We start from the raw sequence: 20,419 nt of genomic DNA, 5'->3' as shown, positions 1-20,419 counted from the left end.
CCCTCCGACGACGCAGCGCCCTCCGACAACGCAGCGCCCTCCGACAACGCAGCGCCCTCCGACAACGCAGCGCCCTCCGACAACGCAGCGCCCTCCGACAACGCAGCGCCCTCCGACAACGCAGCGCCCTCCGACAACGCAGCGCTTCTCGGTGCCTCAGAGATTTCCGGTGACGGGATATCCCCGCGCTTCGTGGACGCTGACTCCTCGCCCGCCGTGTTATTCACCTGGCCGTCCGCTCCGGTCCCCGCGAGCACACCGGCGTTCGCCGCGTCGGACTCCGTCTCCGGTCGGGGTGCGCCGGGCTCGGCGCCACTCACACCGCACCACCGACATCGGCGGGCGCGCTATATGCCCGCATGGTCTCGGCGGCGGCGATCGCCTTCAGCACCGCCATCGCCTTGTTGCGCGACTCGGTGTCCTCGTATTCGGGTTCGGAATCGGCGACGATGCCGCCACCGGCCTGCACGTAGGCCGTCGCGCCCTTGATCAGCGCGGTCCGAATCGCGATCGCGGTGTCCGCGTCACCGGCGAAGTCGAGATAGCCGACGACACCGCCGTAGACCCCGCGCCGGGTCAGCTCCAACTCCTCGATCAACTCCATCGCCCGCACCTTCGGCGCCCCGGACAACGTTCCGGCCGGGAAACAGGCGCGCACGGCGTCGAGCGCCGCGTGCCCAGCGGCCAACCGGCCCGACACCGTCGACACCAGATGCATCACATGGCTGTAGCGCTCGATGTGGCGGTACTCCGACACGCGCACCGTGCCGGGCTCACACACCCTGCCGAGGTCGTTGCGGCCGAGATCGACGAGCATCAGATGTTCGGCGTTCTCCTTCTCGTCGACCAGCAGGTCCTTCTCCAGCAGCAGGTCGTCTTCCTCCGTCGCGCCGCGCCAGCGCGTGCCCGCGATCGGATGCGTCGTCGCCATACCGTCTTTCACCGTCACCAGCGATTCCGGACTGGAGCCGACAATGGAGAACGCCGTGTTGCCCTCGCTGTCGGGAACGTGCAGCAGATACATGTACGGACTGGGGTTGGAGGCGCGCAGCATCCGATACAGGTCGATCGGCGAGCCCGCGTAATCCATTTCGAAGCGCTGCGACAGCACCACCTGGAACGCCTCACCGGCCTCGATCTGCTCGACCACCTTGCGCACTCCCGCGCAGTGCTCGTCGCTGGTGCGTTGACGCCGGAAGTTCGGTTCGGGCCGGTCGAACACCGACACCGTCGACGCGGCCGGTGTCGCCAGCGCCTCGGTCATCCGGTCCAGCCTGGCGACCGCGTCGTCGTAGGCCTCGTCTACGCGTTCGTCGGTCCCGTTCCAGTTCACCGCGTTGGCGATGAGAGTGATCGCGCCCTCGTGATGGTCGAACGCGGCGAGGTCGGTGGCCAGCAGCATCACCATTTCCGGCACGTGCAGGTCGTCGGTGGTGAGTTCGGGCAGCCGTTCCATTCTGCGCACCGCGTCGTAGCCGAGGTAGCCGACCATGCCACCGGTCAACGGCGGCAATCCGGCCACCCGCTCGGTGCGCAGCAGTTCGAGGGTCTCGTGCAGGGCGGCCAGCGGATCGCCGCCCGAGGGGGCGCCCACCGGTGTCGTACCGAGCCACGCGGCCGCACCGTCGACGACGGTCAACGCCGAGGGACTGCCCGCGCCGATGAACGACCAGCGCGACCAGGACCGGCCGTTCTCGGCCGATTCGAAGAGAAAGGTTCCCGCTCGATCCGCCGCCAGCTTGCGGTAGGCCGACAGTGGGGTCTCGGAGTCGGCCAACACTTTTCGGGTCACCGGCACCACGCGGTGCTCGGCCGCCAGCTGATGGAATTGGTCGCGGGTCGTGGTAGAGGTGGACGCGCCTGGCATGCGGCCATTCTCCCAGGTCGCTTCGGTGCCCTCGTCGGCGCACCCCACCCGAGGCCACACGGCGGAAAATCCGGACCGCGACAATACTGAGACGCATGCAGACAGGACAGCAAGCACCACAGTTCGAGCTCGCCGATCAATCCGGCACCACCCGTTCCCTCGATTCCCTGCTCGCCGAGGGACCGGTGGTGTTGTTCTTCTACCCCGCCGCCAACACCCCGGTGTGCACCGCCGAGGCCTGCCACTTCCGTGACCTGAGCGCCGAATTCGCCGCGCTCGGCGCCAGCTGCGTCGGCATCAGCGCCGACTCGGTGGACACCCAGGCCGGTTTCGCGACCAAGCAGAATCTCGGCTACCCACTGCTGTCGGACCCCGAGGGCGTCGTTGCCGCACAGTTCGGCGTCAAGCGCGGGCTGCTCGGCAAGCTGGCGCCGGTGAAGCGCCAGACGTTCGTCATCGAGCCCGATCGCACGATCGGCGCCGTGATCAGCGGCGAATTCCGTGCCGCCGTGCACGCCGACGAGGCGCTGAAATTCCTGCGAGCACGGACGAAATAGGGCGCACGCGCCCACCATGGCGCCGACATCGGCGCGAACGGCCCGAAACACCGCTTCGGTGGCACGATTCGCGCGGTATGTCGGCCTAGTCTGACAGCCATGACGACACGCGACGGGCAACCGGCTCTGGAGAAGTCCACGTGGGCGAGGTGGCGACCACGGCTCATCGGCGTACTCGCGCTGATCGTCGTGCTCGTGGTCGCCTACTTCATCCTCGCGGCGTTCCTGCCGCGCTGGTGGGCCCAGCGCATCGCGAGCCTGGTGGGCGGCAGCTTCGCCAAGGGCATCGGTTGGGGGTTGTTCTTCGGCGGATTGCTCACGCTCGCTTCCCTGTTGCTGTTGCTGCTGGCCGTGACGATGTGGCGGCGCAAGGGCGGGAAGTTCGTCGCTGGCGCCTCGGTGATCCTCGCGTTGCTGCTCGCCGTGCCCAACCTGTTGACGCTGACGATCGTGCTCGGCGGCAGCAATGCCGCCCACGCGGGTGAGCGCATCCTCGATGTCGACGGCCCCGCCTTCCGCGGCGCCGGCATCACCGGCGCGATCATCGCCCTGGTGCTCTTCCTCGGCGCCGTGGGTTTGACGCTCACGCGCTGGTGGCGCCGCCGAGGAACGCGCGGCTCCGGTGTGCAGGACACCGCGACCGACACCACCACGGGACGCCACCGAAACGCCTGAGCGCGACCATCCGAACCTGGCCGTTTATGAGGTTCGAGCGAAGTCGTGGCAAACTCAGCACTGCGGGTGACTGTGAAGATGCTTCTCATTAATCGTTAGGCTTACCGAACAACCCACGTCACTTGGCTTGAAAGAAGGCACACAGTGACGAAGTGGCTCGATCCCGTAGAACAGCGAGCGTGGCGCGCGATCGTCGCGCTGATGACTCGCCTACCCGGCGCCCTGGATACCCAACTCCAACGCGAGTCCGGGGTTACACATTTCGAATACTGGGTACTCACGTTGCTGTCCGAGGAGCCGGGGCACCGACTACAGATGAGTGAGCTCGCACAGAAGGCAAATGCATCGCTATCCCGGCTTTCGCATGTCGTCTCGAAGCTGGAGCGCATGGGCTGGGCGCGACGCTCGGTGACCACCGGCCGACGAGGCGTGCACGCGGTCCTCACCGACGACGGATACCACAAGGTCGTGGAGGCCGCCCCCGGCTATCTGGATGCCGTGCGACACCTGGTCTTCGACGGATTGACCACCGACCAGAAGGGCCTGCTGGCCGAGCTCACCGAGGTTCTCGCACTCCAACTCGCCGACGGTCTCGGCCGCCCGCCGAGCCCCGAGGTCACCGCCGACAGCGGCGAGCGTGCTGCGACCGACACCGAGGACCCGGACAACGACCACCGGCCCGTCTGAGCCGAACTCACCGCCGACACAAGGCTGTTCGAGCGCCCACCGCACAGTTCGGTATCGAGCCTCGACGGCGCATCTCGAAATCGGCACAGCCACACCACTTTGGGCCGACCTCCACTACCGCGCCATCGAAACAACGCCGGTCCTGAACCTGCCGCTTGACGTTGTCGGCCCAGCCGGACGATCGCGACATCACCTGGGCACGATCACCACCGCGCCGCTGCGGCCCCACCCCACAGTCACAACACCACCCGGACACGATCGGGTTCCTGGGTGCAACCGTCGAACTCGTCATGCTGCGGCAGTCCCGTGCGCCGGGTGCCGAACACCTCCAGGACACAACCGAGTGCGAACGTCGGCTGCACCGACCCCAAGACCACCACAACACTCCGACCGAAACCCCACGGTCGCGACATCAACCACGTCCTCGATGCCAGCGGCGCACTTGTTCAGGCCGAACATTCACGAACTGGGGGCCAACAACACATCGGTGTCGAAGCATGTGTGCGTACCGGTGTGGCACGCAGCGCCTTCTTGGTCGACCACGAGCAGCACCGTGTCACCGTCGCAGTCCAACCGCACCTCGTGCACGAACTGGGTGTGCCCCGAGGTCTCGCCCTTGACCCAGTACTGCTGACGCGACCGTGAATAGTAGGTTCCCCGACGGGTTTTCAGCGTCCGCGCCAGCGCCTCGTCGTCCATCCACGCGACCATCAACACCGCACCCGTGTCCCGCTCCTGCGCGACGGCGCAGACCAACCCGGCGTCGTTGCGTTTGAGCCGGGCGGCGACGGCGGGGTCGAGCGGGGTGGTGTCGGTAGTCATGACACCGTTATAACAGGTCAGGCCGACGGGCCCGACAGCTCGCCGAGGACCTGCCAGGTGCGCCATTGGTCCTGCTCGGTGGTGAGGTCGGTTTGCGCGAACAGCACATCGGTGGCTCCGGCCTCGAAGTACTCGGCGACCCGGGCGGCGATGACCGATTCGTCCCCGACCACGACCAGGTCGGCGGCACGCGAGACACCCGAGCGCTCGACCACCCGCTGGTAGGACGGGATGTCGTCGTAGAAGGCGGTCGCTTCGGCGGCGGCCGCGCGCCCACCCGCCAGGTCCGCGGTGACCACACCGGGAACCATCACCGCGACCCTCGGCCTCGGCCTGCCCGCTCGCTCCGCGGCCTTGGTCAGCGGCGCGACCACGTCTTCGGCGAGCGCCTTCGGGCCGATCAGGAACGGCAGCGTGCCGTCGGCGAGCTCACCCGTCACGCGCAGTGCCTGCGGTCCCATCGCCGCGACCAGGATCGGCAACGTCGGTTCGGCGCCGGACACTCGCACCGGCAAGGTGCTCGACGCGGTGACGGTCTCCCCGTGGAAATCGACCGCGCCGGTATCCAGGATCGAGCGCAGGACGGTGAGAAACTCGCGCAGCCGCGCGACCGGACGTTCGAACGGCACCCCGAAGACCGGCTGGGTGAACGCGGCGGCACCCAGTCCCAGGCCGAGGGTGAACCGGCCGTGGGTGGCGGCTTGCGCGGTCTGCGCCTGACCGGCGATCAGCAGCGGATGGCGCGCGCTGATCGGAATCGCCGAGGTGCCGACCTCCAGACCGGGCACTTCCCTGCCGACGACCGTCGACACCAGCAACGAATCGGTCGCGAACTGCTGCCCGAACCAGACCGAGTCCAGCCCGGCGTCGGCGATCTTGCGTGCGAGACCGACGGCGGTGTCTACCGCGTTGGCGGTGTCGAGCGCGGACGGTCCGAGAGCGATTCCGATGGTCATGTGAGTAGACAACCCGTGCGGCCCGGAATCGCTTCCCGGCAACGCGAATTCGCGAGCACCCGTGGTCGCGGCGGCGACACTCAGCGCACGGTGATGCGCTCGGCGCGCATCGAATCCTTCACCTGGCCGATCGTCAGATCACCGAAGTGGAACACGCTGGCGGCGAGCACGGCGTCGGCACCGGCGTGTACCGCTGGCGCGAAATGTTGCGCTGTGCCCGCTCCACCGCTGGCGATCACCGGCACGTCCACCGCGGCGCGCACGGCGCGGATCATGGGCAGATCGAAACCCACCTTGGTGCCGTCGGCGTCCATCGAGTTCAGCAGGATCTCCCCGACGCCGAGTTCCGCTCCGCGCGTGGCCCATTCGACCGCGTCGATACCGGTGCCACGCTTGCCGCCGTGTGTGGTGACCTCCCACCCGCTCGGGGTATCGGGCTCGCCGTCGGGGACTGTGCGCGCGTCGACCGACAAGACGATGCACTGCGACCCGAACCGCTGCGACATCTCGCGCAGCACCTCGGGGCGGGCGATGGCAGCGGTGTTCACCGAAACCTTGTCCGCGCCGGCACGCAACAGCCGATCGACGTCGTCGACGGTGCGCACACCACCGCCGACGGTGAGCGGGATGAAGATCTGTTCGGCCGTCCTGGTGACGACGTCCAGCATGGTTCCTCGATCACCCGTGGAGGCCGTGACGTCGAGGAAGGTGAGCTCGTCGGCGCCTTGCGCGTCGTAGGCGGCGGCCAGGGCGACGGGATCGCCCGCGTCGCGCAGGTTCTGGAAGTTCACGCCTTTGACCACACGGCCGGCGTCGACGTCGAGACACGGGATCACCCGCACCGCCACCGTCATCGCGGGGCTCCTTCGTTGTCGGCGATCGGGTCGGCGACCGCGCTGATCATGTCCACCAGTTCCGCGTGTACACCGGGCGCGGCGGCGAGCACCGAATCCGAGGTGATCGTCCACGGCGTACCGGCGATGTCGGTGACCACGCCGCCCGCGGCGCGCACCAGCGCGACACCGGCCGCGTTGTCCCAGGGGTGGTGGCCGAATACCACCGCGCCGCCGAGCACACCCGAGGCGGCGAACGCGAGGTCGATGCCGGTGGAACCGTGCATCCGCACGCGCGAGGACAGGCGGCTGAGCGGGCCGAGTAGATCGAACCGGAACTGGCCGGGGATGTGACCGTGCGAGTCGACATTGAACGCGCCGAAGCCGATCATCGAATCCGCGAGCGCCTTGGGTGCCAGCGGCGACATCGGCTTTCCGTTGAGCAGCAGGGGGCCGTCGGCCACCGCGGCGTAACGCTGGCCGAGCGGCGGCAGCCAGGTGAGCCCGAGTACCGGCTCACCGTCTTGCACCAGGGCCAGCAGCATGCCCGAAAGTGGGTGCCCCGCAGAGTAATTGAATGTTCCGTCGATCGGATCGAGCACCCACGCCGTCCCCGATGTGAGTTGCGGGCCGCCGAATTCCTCACCGTGCACGGCGATTCCGGTGCGTTCGCGCAACTGCTCGGAGACCGTACGCTCGAGTTCCAGGTCCAACTCGGTGGCGAAATCGTTGTGCCCCTTGACGACCGCACTGGGTGAGCCGATGCCCTCGGTGAAGCGTGCGCTGACCCCGTCGAGGATCGTCGCGGCCACCGCCAACAGCGCGTTCAATTCCTCGGTGGTGCGCGACTGTGGGCTCATCGCACCGCGGCCAAAGCTTCGGGCAGCGTGAACCGGCCCGCGTAGAGCGCCTTCCCGACGATCGCGCCTTCGACACCGTCGGGGACCAGTTCGGCGATCGCGCTCAGGTCGGCCAGCGTCGAAACGCCACCCGACGCGATGACCGGGGCATCGGTGGCTCCCGCGACGCCGACGAGCAGGTCGAGATTGGGCCCGGTGAGCGTGCCGTCCTTGGTGACGTCGGTGACGACGTAACGCGTGCAGCCGTCGCGCTCGAGGCGCTCGAGCACCTCCCAGAGATCGCCGCCGTCGCTCACCCAGCCGCGCCCGCGCAACCGGTGCTCGCCGTCGACGATGCGCACGTCGAGCCCGACTGCGATGCGATCGCCGTGGCGGGCGATGGCCTTGGCGCACCAGGTGGGGTCTTCCAGCGCCGCGGTGCCGAGATTCACCCGCGCGCAGCCGGTAGCCAACGCGGCGCCCAGGGTGTCGTCGTCGCGGATGCCACCGGACAGCTCGACCTTGACGTCGAGTTCGCCGACCACTCCCGCGAGCAGTTCACGGTTGTCACCGCGCCCGAAGGCGGCGTCCAGGTCGACCAGATGCACCCATTCGGCCCCCGCCTCCTGCCAGGCCAGCGCGGCGTCGCGGGGCGAACCGTAGTTGGTCTCGCTGCCCGCCTCTCCTTGCACGAGGCGCACGGCCTCTCCGTTGGCGACGTCGACGGCGGGTAGCAGCACAAGACTCACGGGGGCAGCTTAGTGGTCGGTCCCGCACGGCCCGCCTTCGGCCTGCGCTGATGTCGCGTCAACGGTCGGCGCCAGAGGTCGCGGCCGATGCGGCGGACCGAGATCATCGCGCGGCCGACGGTCGACAACCGATGCGCGCGGGCGCCGCGCCCACACCGAAAGCCGCAGCACCGCTGCCGAATTGTGACTGACCCGAACCTGTCCAGCTCACCTCGCGGCGGTAGGGTCTGGCTCGGCGACCGCGCTCGCCGACCATCACTCTCGACCCATTGGATCTGCATGCCACGATCGAAACTTGTTGCCATTGCTCTGCTTTCCACCGGAATCGGCGCCGCGAGCCTGATCACCGCTCCGCTCGCCGCCGCCGACCCACCCGACGCGGCCCGCCAAGCCGCCTGCGACTTCGGCGATGTCGCGGGCACCTACGATTTCGACCGCTTCAGCGAACACGTCGGCCGGATGCTGACGGTCACCACCGGTGAATTCCGCTCCGAATTCGAGCAGTACCACGCGGGCATCGAGTCCAGCGCGCAGGCCGCGCACGCGCGTTCGGCCGCGGATTCGGTGCAGTGCGACGTGCTCTCCGGCGACGCCAATCAGGCCAAGGTCGCCGTGGAGGTCGCACGCACCGTCGTCAGCGACGAGACCGGGAACCAACCGACACCGGCGACGATGTCGATGACGGTCACGGTGGACAACGTGGACGGGCGTTGGCTGGCCAGCAACGTGGATTCACACTGAAACGCCACGCGCGCACGGTGATCGGGCCGTCGGCGATCACCGTGCGCCGCGCGCTCGACTAGAGCGAACCCACCCAGTTACGCAGCAGCTGCGCGCCCGCGTCCCCGGATTTCTCTGGGTGGAACTGCGTCGCCGCCAGCACCCCGTTCTCCACCGCGGCGAGGAACGGCTTCCCATGCTCGGACCAGGTGAGCCGGGGCGAGGCCAGGTGATCACTCGGCGGAAGATCCCAGCTCTGCGCCGCGTAGGTGTGGACGAAATAGAAGCGGGTCTCGGGGTCCATCCCGGCGAACAGGGTGCTGTTCTCGGCAGGTGTGACCGTGTTCCAGCCCATGTGCGGCAGTACCGGCGCGGCCAGCCGCTCGACGACACCGGGCCATTCGGCGCAGCCCTCGGTCTCCACCCCGAACTCCACACCCCGCTCGAACAGGATCTGCATGCCGACACAGATCCCGAGCACGGGACGACCACCGGCCAGTCGCTGACCGATCAACCGTTCCCCGCGCACCGCGCGCAGTCCCGCCATGCAGGCGGCGAACGCGCCGACACCCGGTACCACCATGCCGTCCGCGGCCAAGGCAATGCGCGGATCCGCCGTCACCTCCACCGAGGCACCCGCGCGCACCAACGCGCGCTCGGCCGAATGCAGATTGCCCGAACCGTAGTCCAGCAGGACCACCGATTTCGCACTCACAGCGTCCCCTTCGTGGACGGGACACCACTGACCCTCGGGTCGAGTTCCACCGCGGCACGCAAAGCCCGTGCGACAGCTTTGAATTCGGCCTCGGTGATGTGATGTTGGTCGCGGCCGTAGAGCACCCGGACGTGCAGGGCGATGCGCGCGTTCATCGCGATGGACTCGAACACGTGCCGGTTGAGCACGGTCGAATACGGTGCGCCCGGCGCCGAACGGCCCGCGACCGGGGAGCCGGGGATCACCGTGTGCAGCAGGTGATCCGGTTCGCCGGTGTGCACGCAGTACGGCCGACCAGAGACGTCCACCGCGGCATGCGCCAAGGTCTCGTCCATCGGGATGAACGCGTCACCGAAGCGGCGGATACCGACCTTGTCGCCCAGCGCCTGCCCGAGCGCCTGCCCGAACACGATGGCGGTGTCCTCGACGGTGTGGTGCGCTTCGATCTCGATATCGCCGCTGGCCCGCACGGTCAGGTCGAAACCCGCGTGCGCGCCGAGCGCGGTCAACATGTGGTCGTAGAACGGGACGCCCGTGCTGATGTCGGTCTTGCCCGACCCGTCGAGATCCAGCTCGACGACAATGTCGGATTCCTTGGTGGCCCGCTCCACGCGTGCGGTCCTGCTCATCGTCCGCCTCGCTCGCTCGTCGTCGGTTGTTGCCTCGATACGTTCACCGCGCTGCTCGTTTCTCGACCAGATCGGTGTCGACCAGCGTGCGGCTCACCCGCAGGAACTCGTCGTTCTCCGCGGCGAGACCGATCGAGGCACGCAGGTAACCGGGGATGCGCAGATCACGGATCAGCACCCCGTCGTCCAGGTAGCGCTGCCAACTGGCGGCCGCGTCGGCGAACCGGCCGAACAGCAGGAAGTTGGCGTCACTGGGTACCACCTCGAACCCCATGTCGCGCAACCGCTTCGCCACGCGATCGCGTTGCGCGGCCAGTTCGTGGACACTGCCGAGGGTCTCCTCGGCGTGGCGCAAGGCGGCACGCGCCGCGGCCTGGGTGACCACCGACAGGTGATACGGCAACCGCACCAGCAGCATCGCCTCGATCACCGCGGGCGCGGCGACCAGATACCCGAGCCGACCACCCGCGAACGCGAACGCCTTGCTCATCGTCCTGGTCACCACGAGTTTCGTGGGGAAGGTGTCGATCAACGTGAGCGCGCTCTTGTGCGCCGAGAATTCGGCGTAGGCCTCGTCGACCACCACGATGCCCGGCGCCGCGTCGATCAGCAGTGCCAGCTCGGCCAACGGAATGCTGTGTCCCGTGGGGTTGTTCGGGCTGGTCACGAACAACACATCCGGTGCGCGCTCGGCGATGACGGCGCGGGCACGGTCGATGTCGAGGGAGAAGTCCTCGGCACGGTCGGCCTCGATCCACTCGGTATCGATGCTCTCGGAGATGATCGGGTGCATCGAATACGACGGCACGAATCCCAGTGCGCTGCGGCCGGTTCCGCCGAACGCCTGCAACAACTGTTGCAGGACCTCGTTGGAACCATTGGCCGCCCACACGTTTTCGACGCCCACCGCGACGCCGGTCTGCTCGCGCAGGTAGGCGGCAAGGTCGGCGCGTAGGTCCACCGCGTCGCGGTCGGGGTAACGGTGGAGTTCGGCGGCGGCGACCCGAATGGATTCGGCGACGTCGTCGATGAGCGCCCGACTGGGCGCGTGCGGGTTCTCGTTGGTGTTCAACTGCACCGGAACGGTCAACTGTGGTGCGCCGTAAGGCTTCTTGCCGCGCAAGTTCGCCCGCAGCGGCAGGTCGTCGAGGCTGATGGCCGCGCCGGGTAGCGGTGTCGATCCACTCATGACAGCGCCTCGAAACGCGCGCGCACGGCCTGCCCGTGCGCGGGCAGGTCCTCGGCTTCGGCCAGCGCCACCACGTGACCGGCCACATCCTTCAACGCCGTCTCGGAGTACTCCACCACGTGGATGCCGCGCAGAAACGTCTGCACACTGAGCCCCGAGGAGTGCCGCGCACACCCTGCTGTCGGCAGGACGTGGTTTGAGCCCGCACAGTAATCGCCGAGACTCACCGGCGCGTACGGGCCGACGAACACCGCGCCCGCACTGCGCACCTCGGCCGCGACGGTCGAGGCGTCGGCGGTCTGAATCTCCAAGTGCTCGGCGGCGTAGGCGTTCACCACCCGCAGGCCCTGCGCGATGTCGTCGACGAGAACGGTGCCGGATTGCTTGCCGCGCAACGCCTCCGACACCCGCTCGGCGTGCCGGACCACAGCCATCTGTGCGGTCAACGCGGTGTCGACGGCGTCGGCCAACTCGGCGCTGTCGGTGACGAGCACGCTGGCGGCGAGCACGTCGTGCTCGGCCTGGCTGATCAGGTCGGCCGCGACATGCACGGGGTCGGCGCTCGCGTCGGCCAGGATCGCGATCTCGGTGGGCCCCGCCTCGGCATCGATGCCCACCAGGCCGCGGCACAGCCGCTTGGCCGCGGTCACATAGATATTGCCGGGTCCGGTGATCAGGTCGACCGGCTCGATCTCGGTGCCGTCGGTGTCGACGCCACCGTAGGACAGCAACGCGATGCCCTGCGCGCCGCCGACCGCCCACACCTCGTCGACGCCCAGCAGCCGGGCGGCCGCCAGCACGGTGGGGTGCGGCAGGCCGCCGAATTGTTCCTGCGGTGGGGACGCGACGACCAACGAGCCCACGCCCGCGGTCTGCGCGGGCACGACGTTCATCACGACGCTGGACGGATAGACCGCATTTCCGCCTGGCACATACAGCCCGACGCGCTCCACCGGCACCCACCGCTCGGTGACGGTGCCGCCCGCCACCACCTCGGTGGTGGTGTCGGTGCGACGCTGATCGGCGTGCACCTTGCGCGCCCTGGCGATGGATTCCTCCAGCGCCGCGCGCACGGCCGGATCCAGCTGTGCCAGCGCGGTTTCCAGTTCCGATTCCGGCACCCGCACGGTCGCCGGGGTGACGTTGTCGAAGCGTTGGCCGTACTCCAGTGCCGCCGCGACGCCACGTTCGCGGATCGCCTCGACCACCGGCCGCACATGATGCAGCACCGAGTCGACGTCGACTCCCCCGCGCGGCAGCGCGGAGCGCAGCTCGGCAACGGAAGGAGTGCGACCGCGCAGATCAACGCGGGCGAGCTCGAGGCGGGATGTCATGTGGTGTCGGTCCTTCTTTTCGACTGGCCGTGTGTTCGGCGGGGTCGACAACGGGAAAGTTGCCGCTACCAGCCTAATGGGCCGACGCCAGCGGTTATCGAGGTGGTGGGGTCTGCGGTCAGCGGGTGTCGGAGTCGATCAATGGCGCGCCCTTGCCCGTGTCGATCAGGCGGAACGACATCGACTTCTCCCGATCGCCGTAGGTCACGCTGGCCACGTTCACCCGAACCGCGCCGCTCGAATCGGCGGCGTTACTCGGTGTGGTGGCGGTGTTCCACCCGGTCACCGGGTTTTCCGACCAGTACGACTGGAAATCCTGCTGGCTGCCGTAGACCTGCTGCGCGGCGGGCGTCAACTGCTGCCATGCGGCGGAGTAGCCCTCGCTGGTGAGGTTGTTGTAGAAGTCGACCACTTGCTGGACCGACTCCGACACGTCGGCCTTCCCGACGCCCTCGGTCTTGCCCGCCTCGGGAACCGCGGCCGACGTACTGCCACCCGGCTGCGCCGACGCGCTCGCCGACGCGTTCGCGCCGGAGGCGTCGGTACCGGAGTTCGAGGAGCCCTGCATGGCCGCCACGATCACCCACACCACGACGATCACGCCGATGACGGCGCCGACCGAGGCGCCGATCAGCACGGAACGATTCCGACTGCCCGAACCCTCGTCGTATTCCCGCCTCGGCTGCGCGGACGTGCGCGTGGGTGGCGGCGGCGCCGCGTGCGTCGCCGTCCTCGGATTCTGCGCGCCCTGCCGACGATGCGAAGCCGTGTTGTGGTGGGGCGCGGGGCGCCTCGGCGCGGGACGTGGTTGCGGATCGGTGCTGACGAAGCCACCGCCGGCGGAAGGCCGCAGCGAACGGGTCGCCGATTCCGGCTCACCCGCCCGCACCCGCGCGAAAGCCTCACTGGCCGGCACGAATCCGGCCGCGACCGTGGCAGGACCGGAATCGGCGAAGGCGGCGAGCTGGTCGCGCGAGGCGCGCATGCCAGGCCGATCCTCCGGCTCCGGGCTCAACAGGTCGAGCAGGAAGTCCGTGGCAGGACCCGCGTGCCGGGGCTGCTTCACCTGACCGTTGGCGGCGGCGTACAACACGGCCAACGGGTTGGCGCTCGCGCCGTAGGGCGGCTCGCCTTCCAGCGCGTGGAACAGGGTGGCGCCCAACGCGAAAACGTCGGCGGCGGGGGTGGGATCAGCGCCCCTGGCCACCTCCGGCGCGAGATAGGCGGCCGTGCCGCAGATCAGGCCGGTCTCGGTGAGGGTGGCGTCACCGGTGGCACGGGAAATACCGAAATCGGTGATCTTCACGGTGCCGAACTCGTCGAGCAGGATATTGCCCGGCTTCACGTCGCGGTGCACGATGCCCGCCTGATGCGCGGAGATCAACGCGGAGGCGACCTGCTCACCGATCCGCGCCACCTGGGTCAGCGGCAGCGTGCCCTCTTCGCCGATCACGGCGGCGAGGCTCTTCGATTTCAGGTACTCCATCACCAGACACGGATCACCGTCGTGTTCGGTGATGTCGAAGACGACGATCGCGTTCGGATGCTGGAACCGGGCGGCGTTGCGCGCCTCGCGAATCGCCCGCTGCCGCATCACATCGCGGTCGACCTCGGGCAAGCTCGGCTGAATGTGAATCTGCTTGACCGCCACCGAACGTTGGAGACGCTCGTCGATGGCACGCCAGACGACACCTGTGCCGCCGCTACCAATCCGCTCGACCAGGCGGTAATGCTCCGCGATCAACTGACCGGTATCGATGGCGCCTACTCCGAACCTTCTCGAAATCGTGACATGCCGCATATTGACCACTGTTGTGGCTCGGCACGAGTGTAGCTGGCCGCAGAACAGCACTCCCCGTCAGAGCCCGCTTGCGGCGATGGACTCGGCGCCCACACGGCGGCGGGAGGCGGCCGAGCCGTGCGTCGTCGAGGCTCGGCACGCGGTCAGCGTCGCGCGCGCAACATCCTGCCCGCCGCGTCCACCGCGGGCGTCGAGCTGCCCGCGTCGCTGATGAACACCGCGAAGGCCAGGTCACCGTCGATACCGACGAACCAGCCGTGCGCGTGTTCGTCATCGATGTATTCGGCCGTTCCGGTCTTGCCGAGCAGCCCTGGAATGTCGTTCAACTGCGTCGCCGTACCCGAGGTAATCGTCTCGCGCATCATCGATTTCAGCTGGTCGGCCACCGGTTGCGGTAGCGGCTCCTGCGTGCTGTCCGCGACGCCTTGTTGGCCGAGGACCAGCATCGGGGCCGGTGGTCGGCCATGCGCGACCGAGGCGGCGACCAGTGCCATCCCGAACGGCGACGCCGTCACCTCGCCCTGCCCGATCGCCGACTCCACCCGCTGCGCCGGAGTGTCGGCGGCCGGAACCTTCCCGGTCACGGTGGTCAAACCCGGCGTGATGTAGTCGACGCCGAGTCCCAATTGCGCCGCTGCCTTGGTGAGGCCATCGGGCGGCAATTTCACCCCGAGCGCGCCCATCGTGGTGTTGCAGGAATGCGCGAACGCCGCGTGCAGCGGCACCGCACCCAGGTCGAAGTTGTCGTCGTTGGGAATCCGCCTGCCCTCGATGTCGGCGCTGCCCGGGCACGGCAACACCGTGTCGGGAGTGACCGCCCCGGTCTGCAGCGCGGCCGACGCGGTGACGGTCTTGAAGGTCGACCCGGGCGGATACAACCCGGTGAGCGCGATCGGGCCTTGCCCGTCGGCGGGTTCGTTCTGCGCCACGGCCACCACCGCACCGTTGGAGGGCCGCAACGCGACGATCGCCGCGGGTTGCGGGATCGAGTCGAGGGCGGCCTCGGCCGCGTTCTGCGTGTCGATGTCCAGGGTGGTCGCGAGGTCGGTGGTGGGTGTCGGGTCGGCGCCGGCTACGCGCTCGGTGCCCTCGGCGGTTTGTGCGCGCACCGCCCAGCCCGCGTGCGCGTCCCTGTCCTGCTGCCACAACTCGGTCAGGCCGGACAGCGCAGGGGAAGCCAGCGCCTTGTCGGTGGTCAGCAGGCGGTTCTGCGGGGCGAGCGTCACGCCGGACATGCCGTCGAGCCGCGCACGAATCGGTGCGAGATCCTGCTCGCGCAGGGCGAGCGCGGTGACCGGTTTGCCTTGGGCGGCGGCCAGATCCTGGCGCAGCGAGGCCTCGGTGATGTCGTCGACGATGGGGCCGAGCAGGGCGGCCAGTGCCGCGGTGTCGGCACCCTCGGCAACGTTCACCAGGGTCACCTCCTGTTCGGTCATCAGGTCGCCGCCCGAAGCGTCCAGCACGCGGGCCGGTGTCGGATAGACCGGGCTGTAGGTCAGCGGGCCGGTATCCAGGCCCGGCGCGAGCGTGGTCGGGTTCCAGGCGATCTTCCACCCGTCGTCACCCTCGGCGGCGGTGCCGGTGGTCGTGTACGCCCACTCCCCCGATTTCCCCTCCGCACCGAACTTCCAGGTAGCGGCCAGGGTGAAGGTGTCTTTGTCGGTGGAGCGAACTTCGAAGGTCGCTTCCTTGCCGAGCCCGTCGTAGAGCGCGCCGAGTGTCGCGTTCGCCGCGGCGGGGTCGTCGGTGAGCGCGGCGGCCGCCGCGAGATCGTCGCGATTGAGCGCGTCGGCGAATGCACCGGCCACCGAGTCCGGTTGGTCGGGCCCGGACGAGCAGGCCGCGAGCACCAACACCGGTGCGGTGAACAGGGCGAGGCGATTTCGACGGGTACGCACTCGCCGACCATAACGGCTAGCGCCCACCACGGGGTGAACCCGCGCGCCCGCTCCAGCCGGTCATCGTCGTCGCCACGGCGCGGTAACCAGTACGGCGGCGTCAGCTTCGGACAGGTCGATATCGAAGACTTCGGTGAGCACGCGCGGCAATTCGTCCAGGGCGAGTTCGTGGGTCTCGCCGGTACCGTCCGGACGTTCGATGGTCCAGGTGGTGTCGTCCAGGGTGTGGTGTGCCTCGGGCCGGAACCGCTGCACGAATGGGCGGGTCGTGAACGGCGACCTCGGCGAGGTGGACACGAAGTGATTGCCTACGCGGTAGTCGGTCCGATAGTTCGGGTCCAAGGTGAAGCGGTGCCGGATCACCCACCCGTCGCGCCCGAACTGGTGCAACAACCACAGCTCGGAGTCGAGCCGACCTCGGGTGCGCTCCAGGCGGTAGCGCCAGCGCTCGATCGCGAATTCGCCGGAATCGGCGACCAATTCGATCGGTCCGGGCGGCCCACCACCGAAACCGACGTCGCAGAGCCACGCACGATCGTCGTCGTCGGCGCGTACGTGCAGTAACGCGTGGGTCCTCGGACGCAACAGCAACTCGGTCGACATCACGACCTGACCGGCCAGACCGGTGACGTCGTAACCGAAGCGTTCCAGTGCGGCGGCGAACAGGCCGATGTTCTCGTAGCAGTAGCCACCCCGGCGTTGTCGAACCATCTTGTCCTGCAGTGTCTTCAGATCCAGCTCGATGCCGCGGCCGAGCATGATATCCAGATTTTCGAAGGGGAAGGTCGTGGTGTGGCCGTAGACCAACTCGCGCAGGTTCGCCAATGTCGGTGTGCGGGCTCCGGAAAAGCCGATCCTCGCCAGGTAGGCGTCCAGATCCAGTTCGCCGCCTTCCCAGTGGTAGGCGGAGTCGATCGATTCGCTCATGCGCACCCCTGTGTTGGTCGTCGGATGGTGTTGGTTGTCCGCCATTCGTACCACCCGCTCGCTGCTGTTCCCGCACCGTGCGGTCGCGTCGAAATCTTCGTGAGATAGGTGTGCTGGTGGGCTCGGGGTGTCTGCGCCAGTGTGGCAGTCGCAAAAACAGGGCGAATCAGGCCGCGCATTTCGCGTTCGGCGGCGCGGGTGGCGCTGTGCGCACTCCGCGCGCGACGTCAACGAAGTAGTCCTTGTCAGGACCGTCGAGCGGCTCGCTGTCGTCGAGCAATCGTTCGACCACGCACCCGCCTTCGAAGTAGGCCGGGCCGATGCTGTGATCGCCCGGCACCACCGCGCCTTGGAGATCGGTGCCGCTGACGATCGTGTACATCGACACCGGTCGACCCGCCGCGGCCAGGGCGGCGCGCATCTCCAGGCTCGTCACATACGGCACCACGGCGTCGCCGGTGCCGTGCACCAGAAACGTTCTGCGCACGTGTATCCGGTCGGCCAGCAGTGCGGGCGAGCGCTCGGCATAGGCCAGAGGACATTCGAGCGGCGTGCAGCCGCCCGCGTCCCGCTCGATCTGCGTCGGCAGTGCGGGATCGGCCTGCGCGCCCGCCAACCAGCTGGTGAAATCGTCTGCGGGCCCGTAGTTGTCGACCCAGTAGTCGAACAGCCCGTCCGGCGCGTAGGCGGCGGCGAGCCCGCTCACGATGCCACCCTGACTGCCGCCCCACAGCACCGTCTTCGCGATCTCCGGGTGTTCGCCGCGGTACCACCGGGTCGCCTCGACGACATCGCGCCAGCCCGCCCACAGATTCCACTCGCCGGTGCGCCAGGTGCCCGTGGCCGAGCGCAGGTCCATCGCGAGAATCGGTGTCTCGGTGCGGCGCGCGATCGAGATCTGGTACTCCGCGTTCGAGGCCGCCGAACTGTCGTGCCCGTGCACCGAGACCACGAGGTCGCGCGGCGGTAGGTCACCCGGCTCGCATCGGTAGGGCTCGTAGACCAGCCCCGTCGCCGCCTCACCGTCGACGGTGAGCGTCACCGGCACCGTCGCCACCTGAGTGCCGCAATCCGGTCGCGCCGAGACCACCGGTGCCGCAAGCGTCGTCACGAACACGCTCAGCAGCGCACCGCATGCCGTCAGTATCAGCTCCGCCCGCCTCATGCTCTGCATGGTCCCACGGTCGCGACCGTGCGCCGATGATCCCGCGCAACAGTAAGCGGGTCGAGACCGTCGCGCGATCGCGTCGAGCCCATGCCTCGTGTGGTCCCACGGTCGCCGCCGCGCACCGGTAATCCCGCGCGACAGTAAGCGGGTCGGGGTCATGGCGGCCGACGACCCGACCGCGACCCTGGCCGCTCTGTCCGACGTGTTGGCCAGGGTGCGCTCGGCAACAACGGATTGGGTGGATGCGCTGTGCAACGGCGTGGTGTCGACGCGTGCGGTCGCCGAGCAACGATCCCAACTCACGGCATTGCTCGAGACCGTTCCGCGATCGCGTCGGGCCAATCGACCGCGACGGGTCGTCCGACCACGCACCGGATGATTCAGCGCGACAACTGCCACCCGTTCGGTCGACGACGACGCCGACAGCGGTAATCGAACCGAGCACACCGGCCACGTTGCCAGGGGCACAGGCCCTCGGCTTCTGCCTCCCCGAGTCGGACGCGGATCAGACGCAGCGGGTTCAGTACTGAGCGACGGTATCGCCGTAATCGTGGGACAGAATGTGATAGCGGGTGATGCCCTGCTCGCGGAGCAACGTCTCGTGGATATCGGCCTGATCGGCGATGCTGTAGGTGTCATGCCGCGGCTTGGCCGACCACGGGTCGAACCACCCGATCCCGAATCCCGCGCACCGAGCGATTGTTGTCGGTAGGCGCCGTTAGGCTCGCGTCGACAGCAACCGTTCCGGAACTCCGACGGGCGTTCCGGAACGCCGACTGCGCCGAACCCCTCGCGGCACGCGGTGGCGAAAGCCTCTCGATAGCAGCGAGTTCGGCGCGAGACATGAGGAGGGGACTCGGCGATGCGCGCCATAGATGTTGCCGAGCGGCGGGCGCGGCTCGGCATACGGCACCGCCTCGCGGCGGAGCACCGCTGTGACGATGTGCGCGACATCGCGGGATCCGTGCTTGCCCTGCACGCGACCGACCCGGCGACGGTGTTCGTGTCGGTGAACGCACGCAGCACGGCCCTCACGCCCTCGGACGTGGAGCGGGCGCTCTACGACGACAGGACGGTGGTGCGCCTGCTGGCCATGCGCCGCACCATGTTCGTGACACCGCGGGAAGTCCTGCCGGTATTGCAAGCCGCGTGTGCGGATGCGTTGGCGCACAAGCAACGTCGCGCCTACAGCAAATATCTGGAGAAGGCCGGGGTCGGCGGCGACGATCCGATCGGCTGGTTCGCCGAGGTCGAGGCGGAGACCCACGCCGCGCTACTGGACATGGGTGCGGCGACCGGAGCCCAGCTGAGCAAGCGGGTACCACGGCTGCGCACGCAGGTGGATACCGCGCCGGGCAAGGCGTATTCGAAGCCGACCAACATCACCACCTGGGTGCTGGTGACGCTGGGTTGCGCGGGTCATATCGTGCGCGGTCGCCCGAACGGCAGCTGGACCAGCAGCCAATACACCTGGTCCCCGGTCGAAACCTGGCTGCCGGAAGGAGTTCCGCAGCTACCTGCCGCGACCGCACGTGCCGAGTTGGTCCGCCGCTGGCTGTACGCGTTCGGCCCCGCACCCGTCACCGACCTCGCCTGGTGGACCGGCTGGACCCAGACCGAAGTGCGCAAGGCACTGGCGCAACTCGAGGTGGTCGAAGTCGATCTCAACGGCAACACGGGCCTTCTCCTCGCCGACGATCTGGCCCCCGTCGCGCCCCCGGCCCCTTGGGTAGCCCTCCTACCAGCCCTCGACCCCACCCCGATGGGCTGGAAATCCCGACACTGGTACCTGGGCCCACACGCCGAGGCGCTATTCGACCGCAACGGCAATATCGGCCCCACTATCTGGTCCGACGGCCGCATCATCGGCGGCTGGGCCCAACGCAAGAACGGCGAAATCGCCTACCGCCTCCTAGAAGACGTGGGCACCGACACCCGAGCCTTGCTCGAAGCCGAAATCCACCGCACCACAACCTGGTACGACACCCTCCGCCCCACCCCCCGCTTCCGCACCCCCCTAGAACGCGAACTCACCACCGAATAAACGTCAGCG

At 68.4% G+C, this 20,419-nt stretch carries 21 protein-coding genes; 6 read left to right on the top strand and 15 right to left on the bottom strand.

Annotated features, from left to right (window positions below; genetic code table 11):
• Positions 1–320 (bottom strand): hypothetical protein (locus tag ABEA50_RS19720; RefSeq protein ID WP_345497026.1); only part of this gene is annotated, 320 nt, incomplete at its 3' end.
• A complete protein-coding gene (locus ABEA50_RS19715; protein WP_345497025.1) occupies positions 317–1,867 on the bottom strand; it encodes an anthranilate synthase component I in 1,551 nt (516 codons plus the stop codon). The genes ABEA50_RS19720 and ABEA50_RS19715, both read right to left, overlap by 4 nt.
• A 95-nt stretch (positions 1,868–1,962) precedes the next feature.
• Here ABEA50_RS19715 and ABEA50_RS19710 point away from each other — a divergent pair, with 95 nt between their 5' ends.
• The 3 genes from ABEA50_RS19710 (at position 1,963) to ABEA50_RS19700 (ending at position 3,786) form a co-directional block, all read left to right on the top strand.
• On the top strand, positions 1,963–2,424 hold the full coding sequence (locus tag ABEA50_RS19710; protein WP_345497024.1) for a peroxiredoxin: 462 nt from the start codon (positions 1,963–1,965) through the stop codon (positions 2,422–2,424).
• Positions 2,425–2,523: 99 nt separating this feature from the next.
• Complete coding sequence (locus tag ABEA50_RS19705; protein WP_345497023.1) at positions 2,524–3,099, top strand: permease; 576 nt, start codon at positions 2,524–2,526, stop codon at positions 3,097–3,099.
• Between the two features lie 201 nt (positions 3,100–3,300).
• Positions 3,301–3,786: a MarR family winged helix-turn-helix transcriptional regulator gene (locus tag ABEA50_RS19700; protein WP_345497157.1), complete on the top strand. Its 486-nt coding sequence runs from the start codon at positions 3,301–3,303 to the stop codon at positions 3,784–3,786.
• A 459-nt stretch (positions 3,787–4,245) separates the two neighbouring features.
• On the opposite strand, the gene hisI is transcribed toward ABEA50_RS19700, so the two are convergent.
• The 5 genes from hisI to priA form a co-directional block, all read right to left on the bottom strand.
• A complete protein-coding gene (gene hisI, locus ABEA50_RS19695; protein WP_345497022.1) occupies positions 4,246–4,608 on the bottom strand; it encodes a phosphoribosyl-AMP cyclohydrolase in 363 nt (120 codons plus the stop codon).
• A 17-nt stretch (positions 4,609–4,625) separates the two neighbouring features.
• Positions 4,626–5,564 carry a TIGR03564 family F420-dependent LLM class oxidoreductase gene (locus tag ABEA50_RS19690; protein WP_345497021.1) on the bottom strand — a complete coding sequence of 313 codons (939 nt, stop codon included), beginning with the start codon at positions 5,562–5,564 and terminating at the stop codon, positions 4,626–4,628.
• Between the two features lie 80 nt (positions 5,565–5,644).
• Positions 5,645–6,418 carry an imidazole glycerol phosphate synthase subunit HisF gene (hisF, locus tag ABEA50_RS19685; RefSeq protein WP_345497020.1) on the bottom strand — a complete coding sequence of 258 codons (774 nt, stop codon included), beginning with the start codon at positions 6,416–6,418 and terminating at the stop codon, positions 5,645–5,647.
• Positions 6,415–7,257: an inositol monophosphatase family protein gene (locus ABEA50_RS19680; protein WP_345497019.1), complete on the bottom strand. Its 843-nt coding sequence runs from the start codon at positions 7,255–7,257 to the stop codon at positions 6,415–6,417. The genes hisF and ABEA50_RS19680 overlap by 4 nt, the downstream gene beginning before the upstream one ends.
• A complete protein-coding gene (gene priA, locus ABEA50_RS19675; protein WP_345497018.1) occupies positions 7,254–7,985 on the bottom strand; it encodes a bifunctional 1-(5-phosphoribosyl)-5-((5-phosphoribosylamino)methylideneamino)imidazole-4-carboxamide isomerase/phosphoribosylanthranilate isomerase PriA in 732 nt (243 codons plus the stop codon). The genes ABEA50_RS19680 and priA overlap by 4 nt, the downstream gene beginning before the upstream one ends.
• Before the next feature lie 279 nt (positions 7,986–8,264).
• On the opposite strand from priA, the gene ABEA50_RS19670 reads away from it, so the two are divergent.
• The gene (locus ABEA50_RS19670) at positions 8,265–8,726 is read left to right on the top strand and encodes a hypothetical protein (RefSeq protein ID WP_345497017.1); all 462 of its coding nucleotides are present in this window, start codon (positions 8,265–8,267) and stop codon (positions 8,724–8,726) included.
• A 58-nt stretch (positions 8,727–8,784) separates the two neighbouring features.
• Here the strand turns inward: ABEA50_RS19670 and hisH are convergent, their stop codons facing one another.
• The 8 genes from hisH to ABEA50_RS19630 all read right to left on the bottom strand — a co-directional run bounded on the left by hisH (position 8,785) and on the right by ABEA50_RS19630 (position 18,363).
• Positions 8,785–9,420, bottom strand: a complete 636-nt coding sequence (gene hisH / locus ABEA50_RS19665) for an imidazole glycerol phosphate synthase subunit HisH (RefSeq protein WP_345497016.1) — start codon at positions 9,418–9,420, stop codon at positions 8,785–8,787.
• Positions 9,417–10,049: an imidazoleglycerol-phosphate dehydratase HisB gene (gene hisB, locus ABEA50_RS19660; RefSeq protein ID WP_345497015.1), complete on the bottom strand. Its 633-nt coding sequence runs from the start codon at positions 10,047–10,049 to the stop codon at positions 9,417–9,419. Before hisB ends, hisH begins: the two co-directional genes overlap by 4 nt.
• A 43-nt stretch (positions 10,050–10,092) precedes the next feature.
• Positions 10,093–11,238 (bottom strand): histidinol-phosphate transaminase, encoded by a 1,146-nt coding sequence (locus tag ABEA50_RS19655; RefSeq protein WP_345497014.1) that lies wholly within the window; start codon positions 11,236–11,238, stop codon positions 10,093–10,095.
• Positions 11,235–12,572 carry a histidinol dehydrogenase gene (hisD, locus tag ABEA50_RS19650; RefSeq protein WP_345497013.1) on the bottom strand — a complete coding sequence of 446 codons (1,338 nt, stop codon included), beginning with the start codon at positions 12,570–12,572 and terminating at the stop codon, positions 11,235–11,237. The genes ABEA50_RS19655 and hisD overlap by 4 nt, the downstream gene beginning before the upstream one ends.
• Positions 12,573–12,690: 118 nt before the next feature.
• Complete coding sequence (locus ABEA50_RS19645; protein WP_345497012.1) at positions 12,691–14,373, bottom strand: serine/threonine-protein kinase; 1,683 nt, start codon at positions 14,371–14,373, stop codon at positions 12,691–12,693.
• A 143-nt stretch (positions 14,374–14,516) separates the two neighbouring features.
• A complete protein-coding gene (locus tag ABEA50_RS19640; RefSeq protein WP_345497011.1) occupies positions 14,517–16,271 on the bottom strand; it encodes a penicillin-binding transpeptidase domain-containing protein in 1,755 nt (584 codons plus the stop codon).
• Positions 16,272–16,331: 60 nt separating this feature from the next.
• Positions 16,332–17,198: an arylamine N-acetyltransferase family protein gene (locus ABEA50_RS19635; RefSeq protein ID WP_345497010.1), complete on the bottom strand. Its 867-nt coding sequence runs from the start codon at positions 17,196–17,198 to the stop codon at positions 16,332–16,334.
• Between the two features lie 166 nt (positions 17,199–17,364).
• Positions 17,365–18,363, bottom strand: coding sequence for an alpha/beta hydrolase family protein (locus ABEA50_RS19630; protein ID WP_345497009.1), 999 nt, complete (start codon positions 18,361–18,363; stop codon positions 17,365–17,367).
• A 160-nt stretch (positions 18,364–18,523) separates the two neighbouring features.
• Here ABEA50_RS19630 and ABEA50_RS19625 point away from each other — a divergent pair, with 160 nt between their 5' ends.
• Both ABEA50_RS19625 and ABEA50_RS19620 read left to right on the top strand, forming a co-directional pair.
• Positions 18,524–18,745 (top strand): hypothetical protein, encoded by a 222-nt coding sequence (locus ABEA50_RS19625; protein ID WP_345497008.1) that lies wholly within the window; start codon positions 18,524–18,526, stop codon positions 18,743–18,745.
• Between the two features lie 483 nt (positions 18,746–19,228).
• The gene (locus ABEA50_RS19620) at positions 19,229–20,410 is read left to right on the top strand and encodes a winged helix DNA-binding domain-containing protein (protein ID WP_345497007.1); all 1,182 of its coding nucleotides are present in this window, start codon (positions 19,229–19,231) and stop codon (positions 20,408–20,410) included.
• Positions 20,411–20,419: the final 9 nt, after the last annotated feature.

The sequence above is a fragment of the Nocardia callitridis genome, assembly GCF_039543305.1.
GTDB classification, from domain to species: Bacteria; Actinomycetota; Actinomycetes; order Mycobacteriales; family Mycobacteriaceae; genus Nocardia; species Nocardia callitridis.
This window is presented reverse-complemented; position numbering and strand designations above follow the sequence as displayed.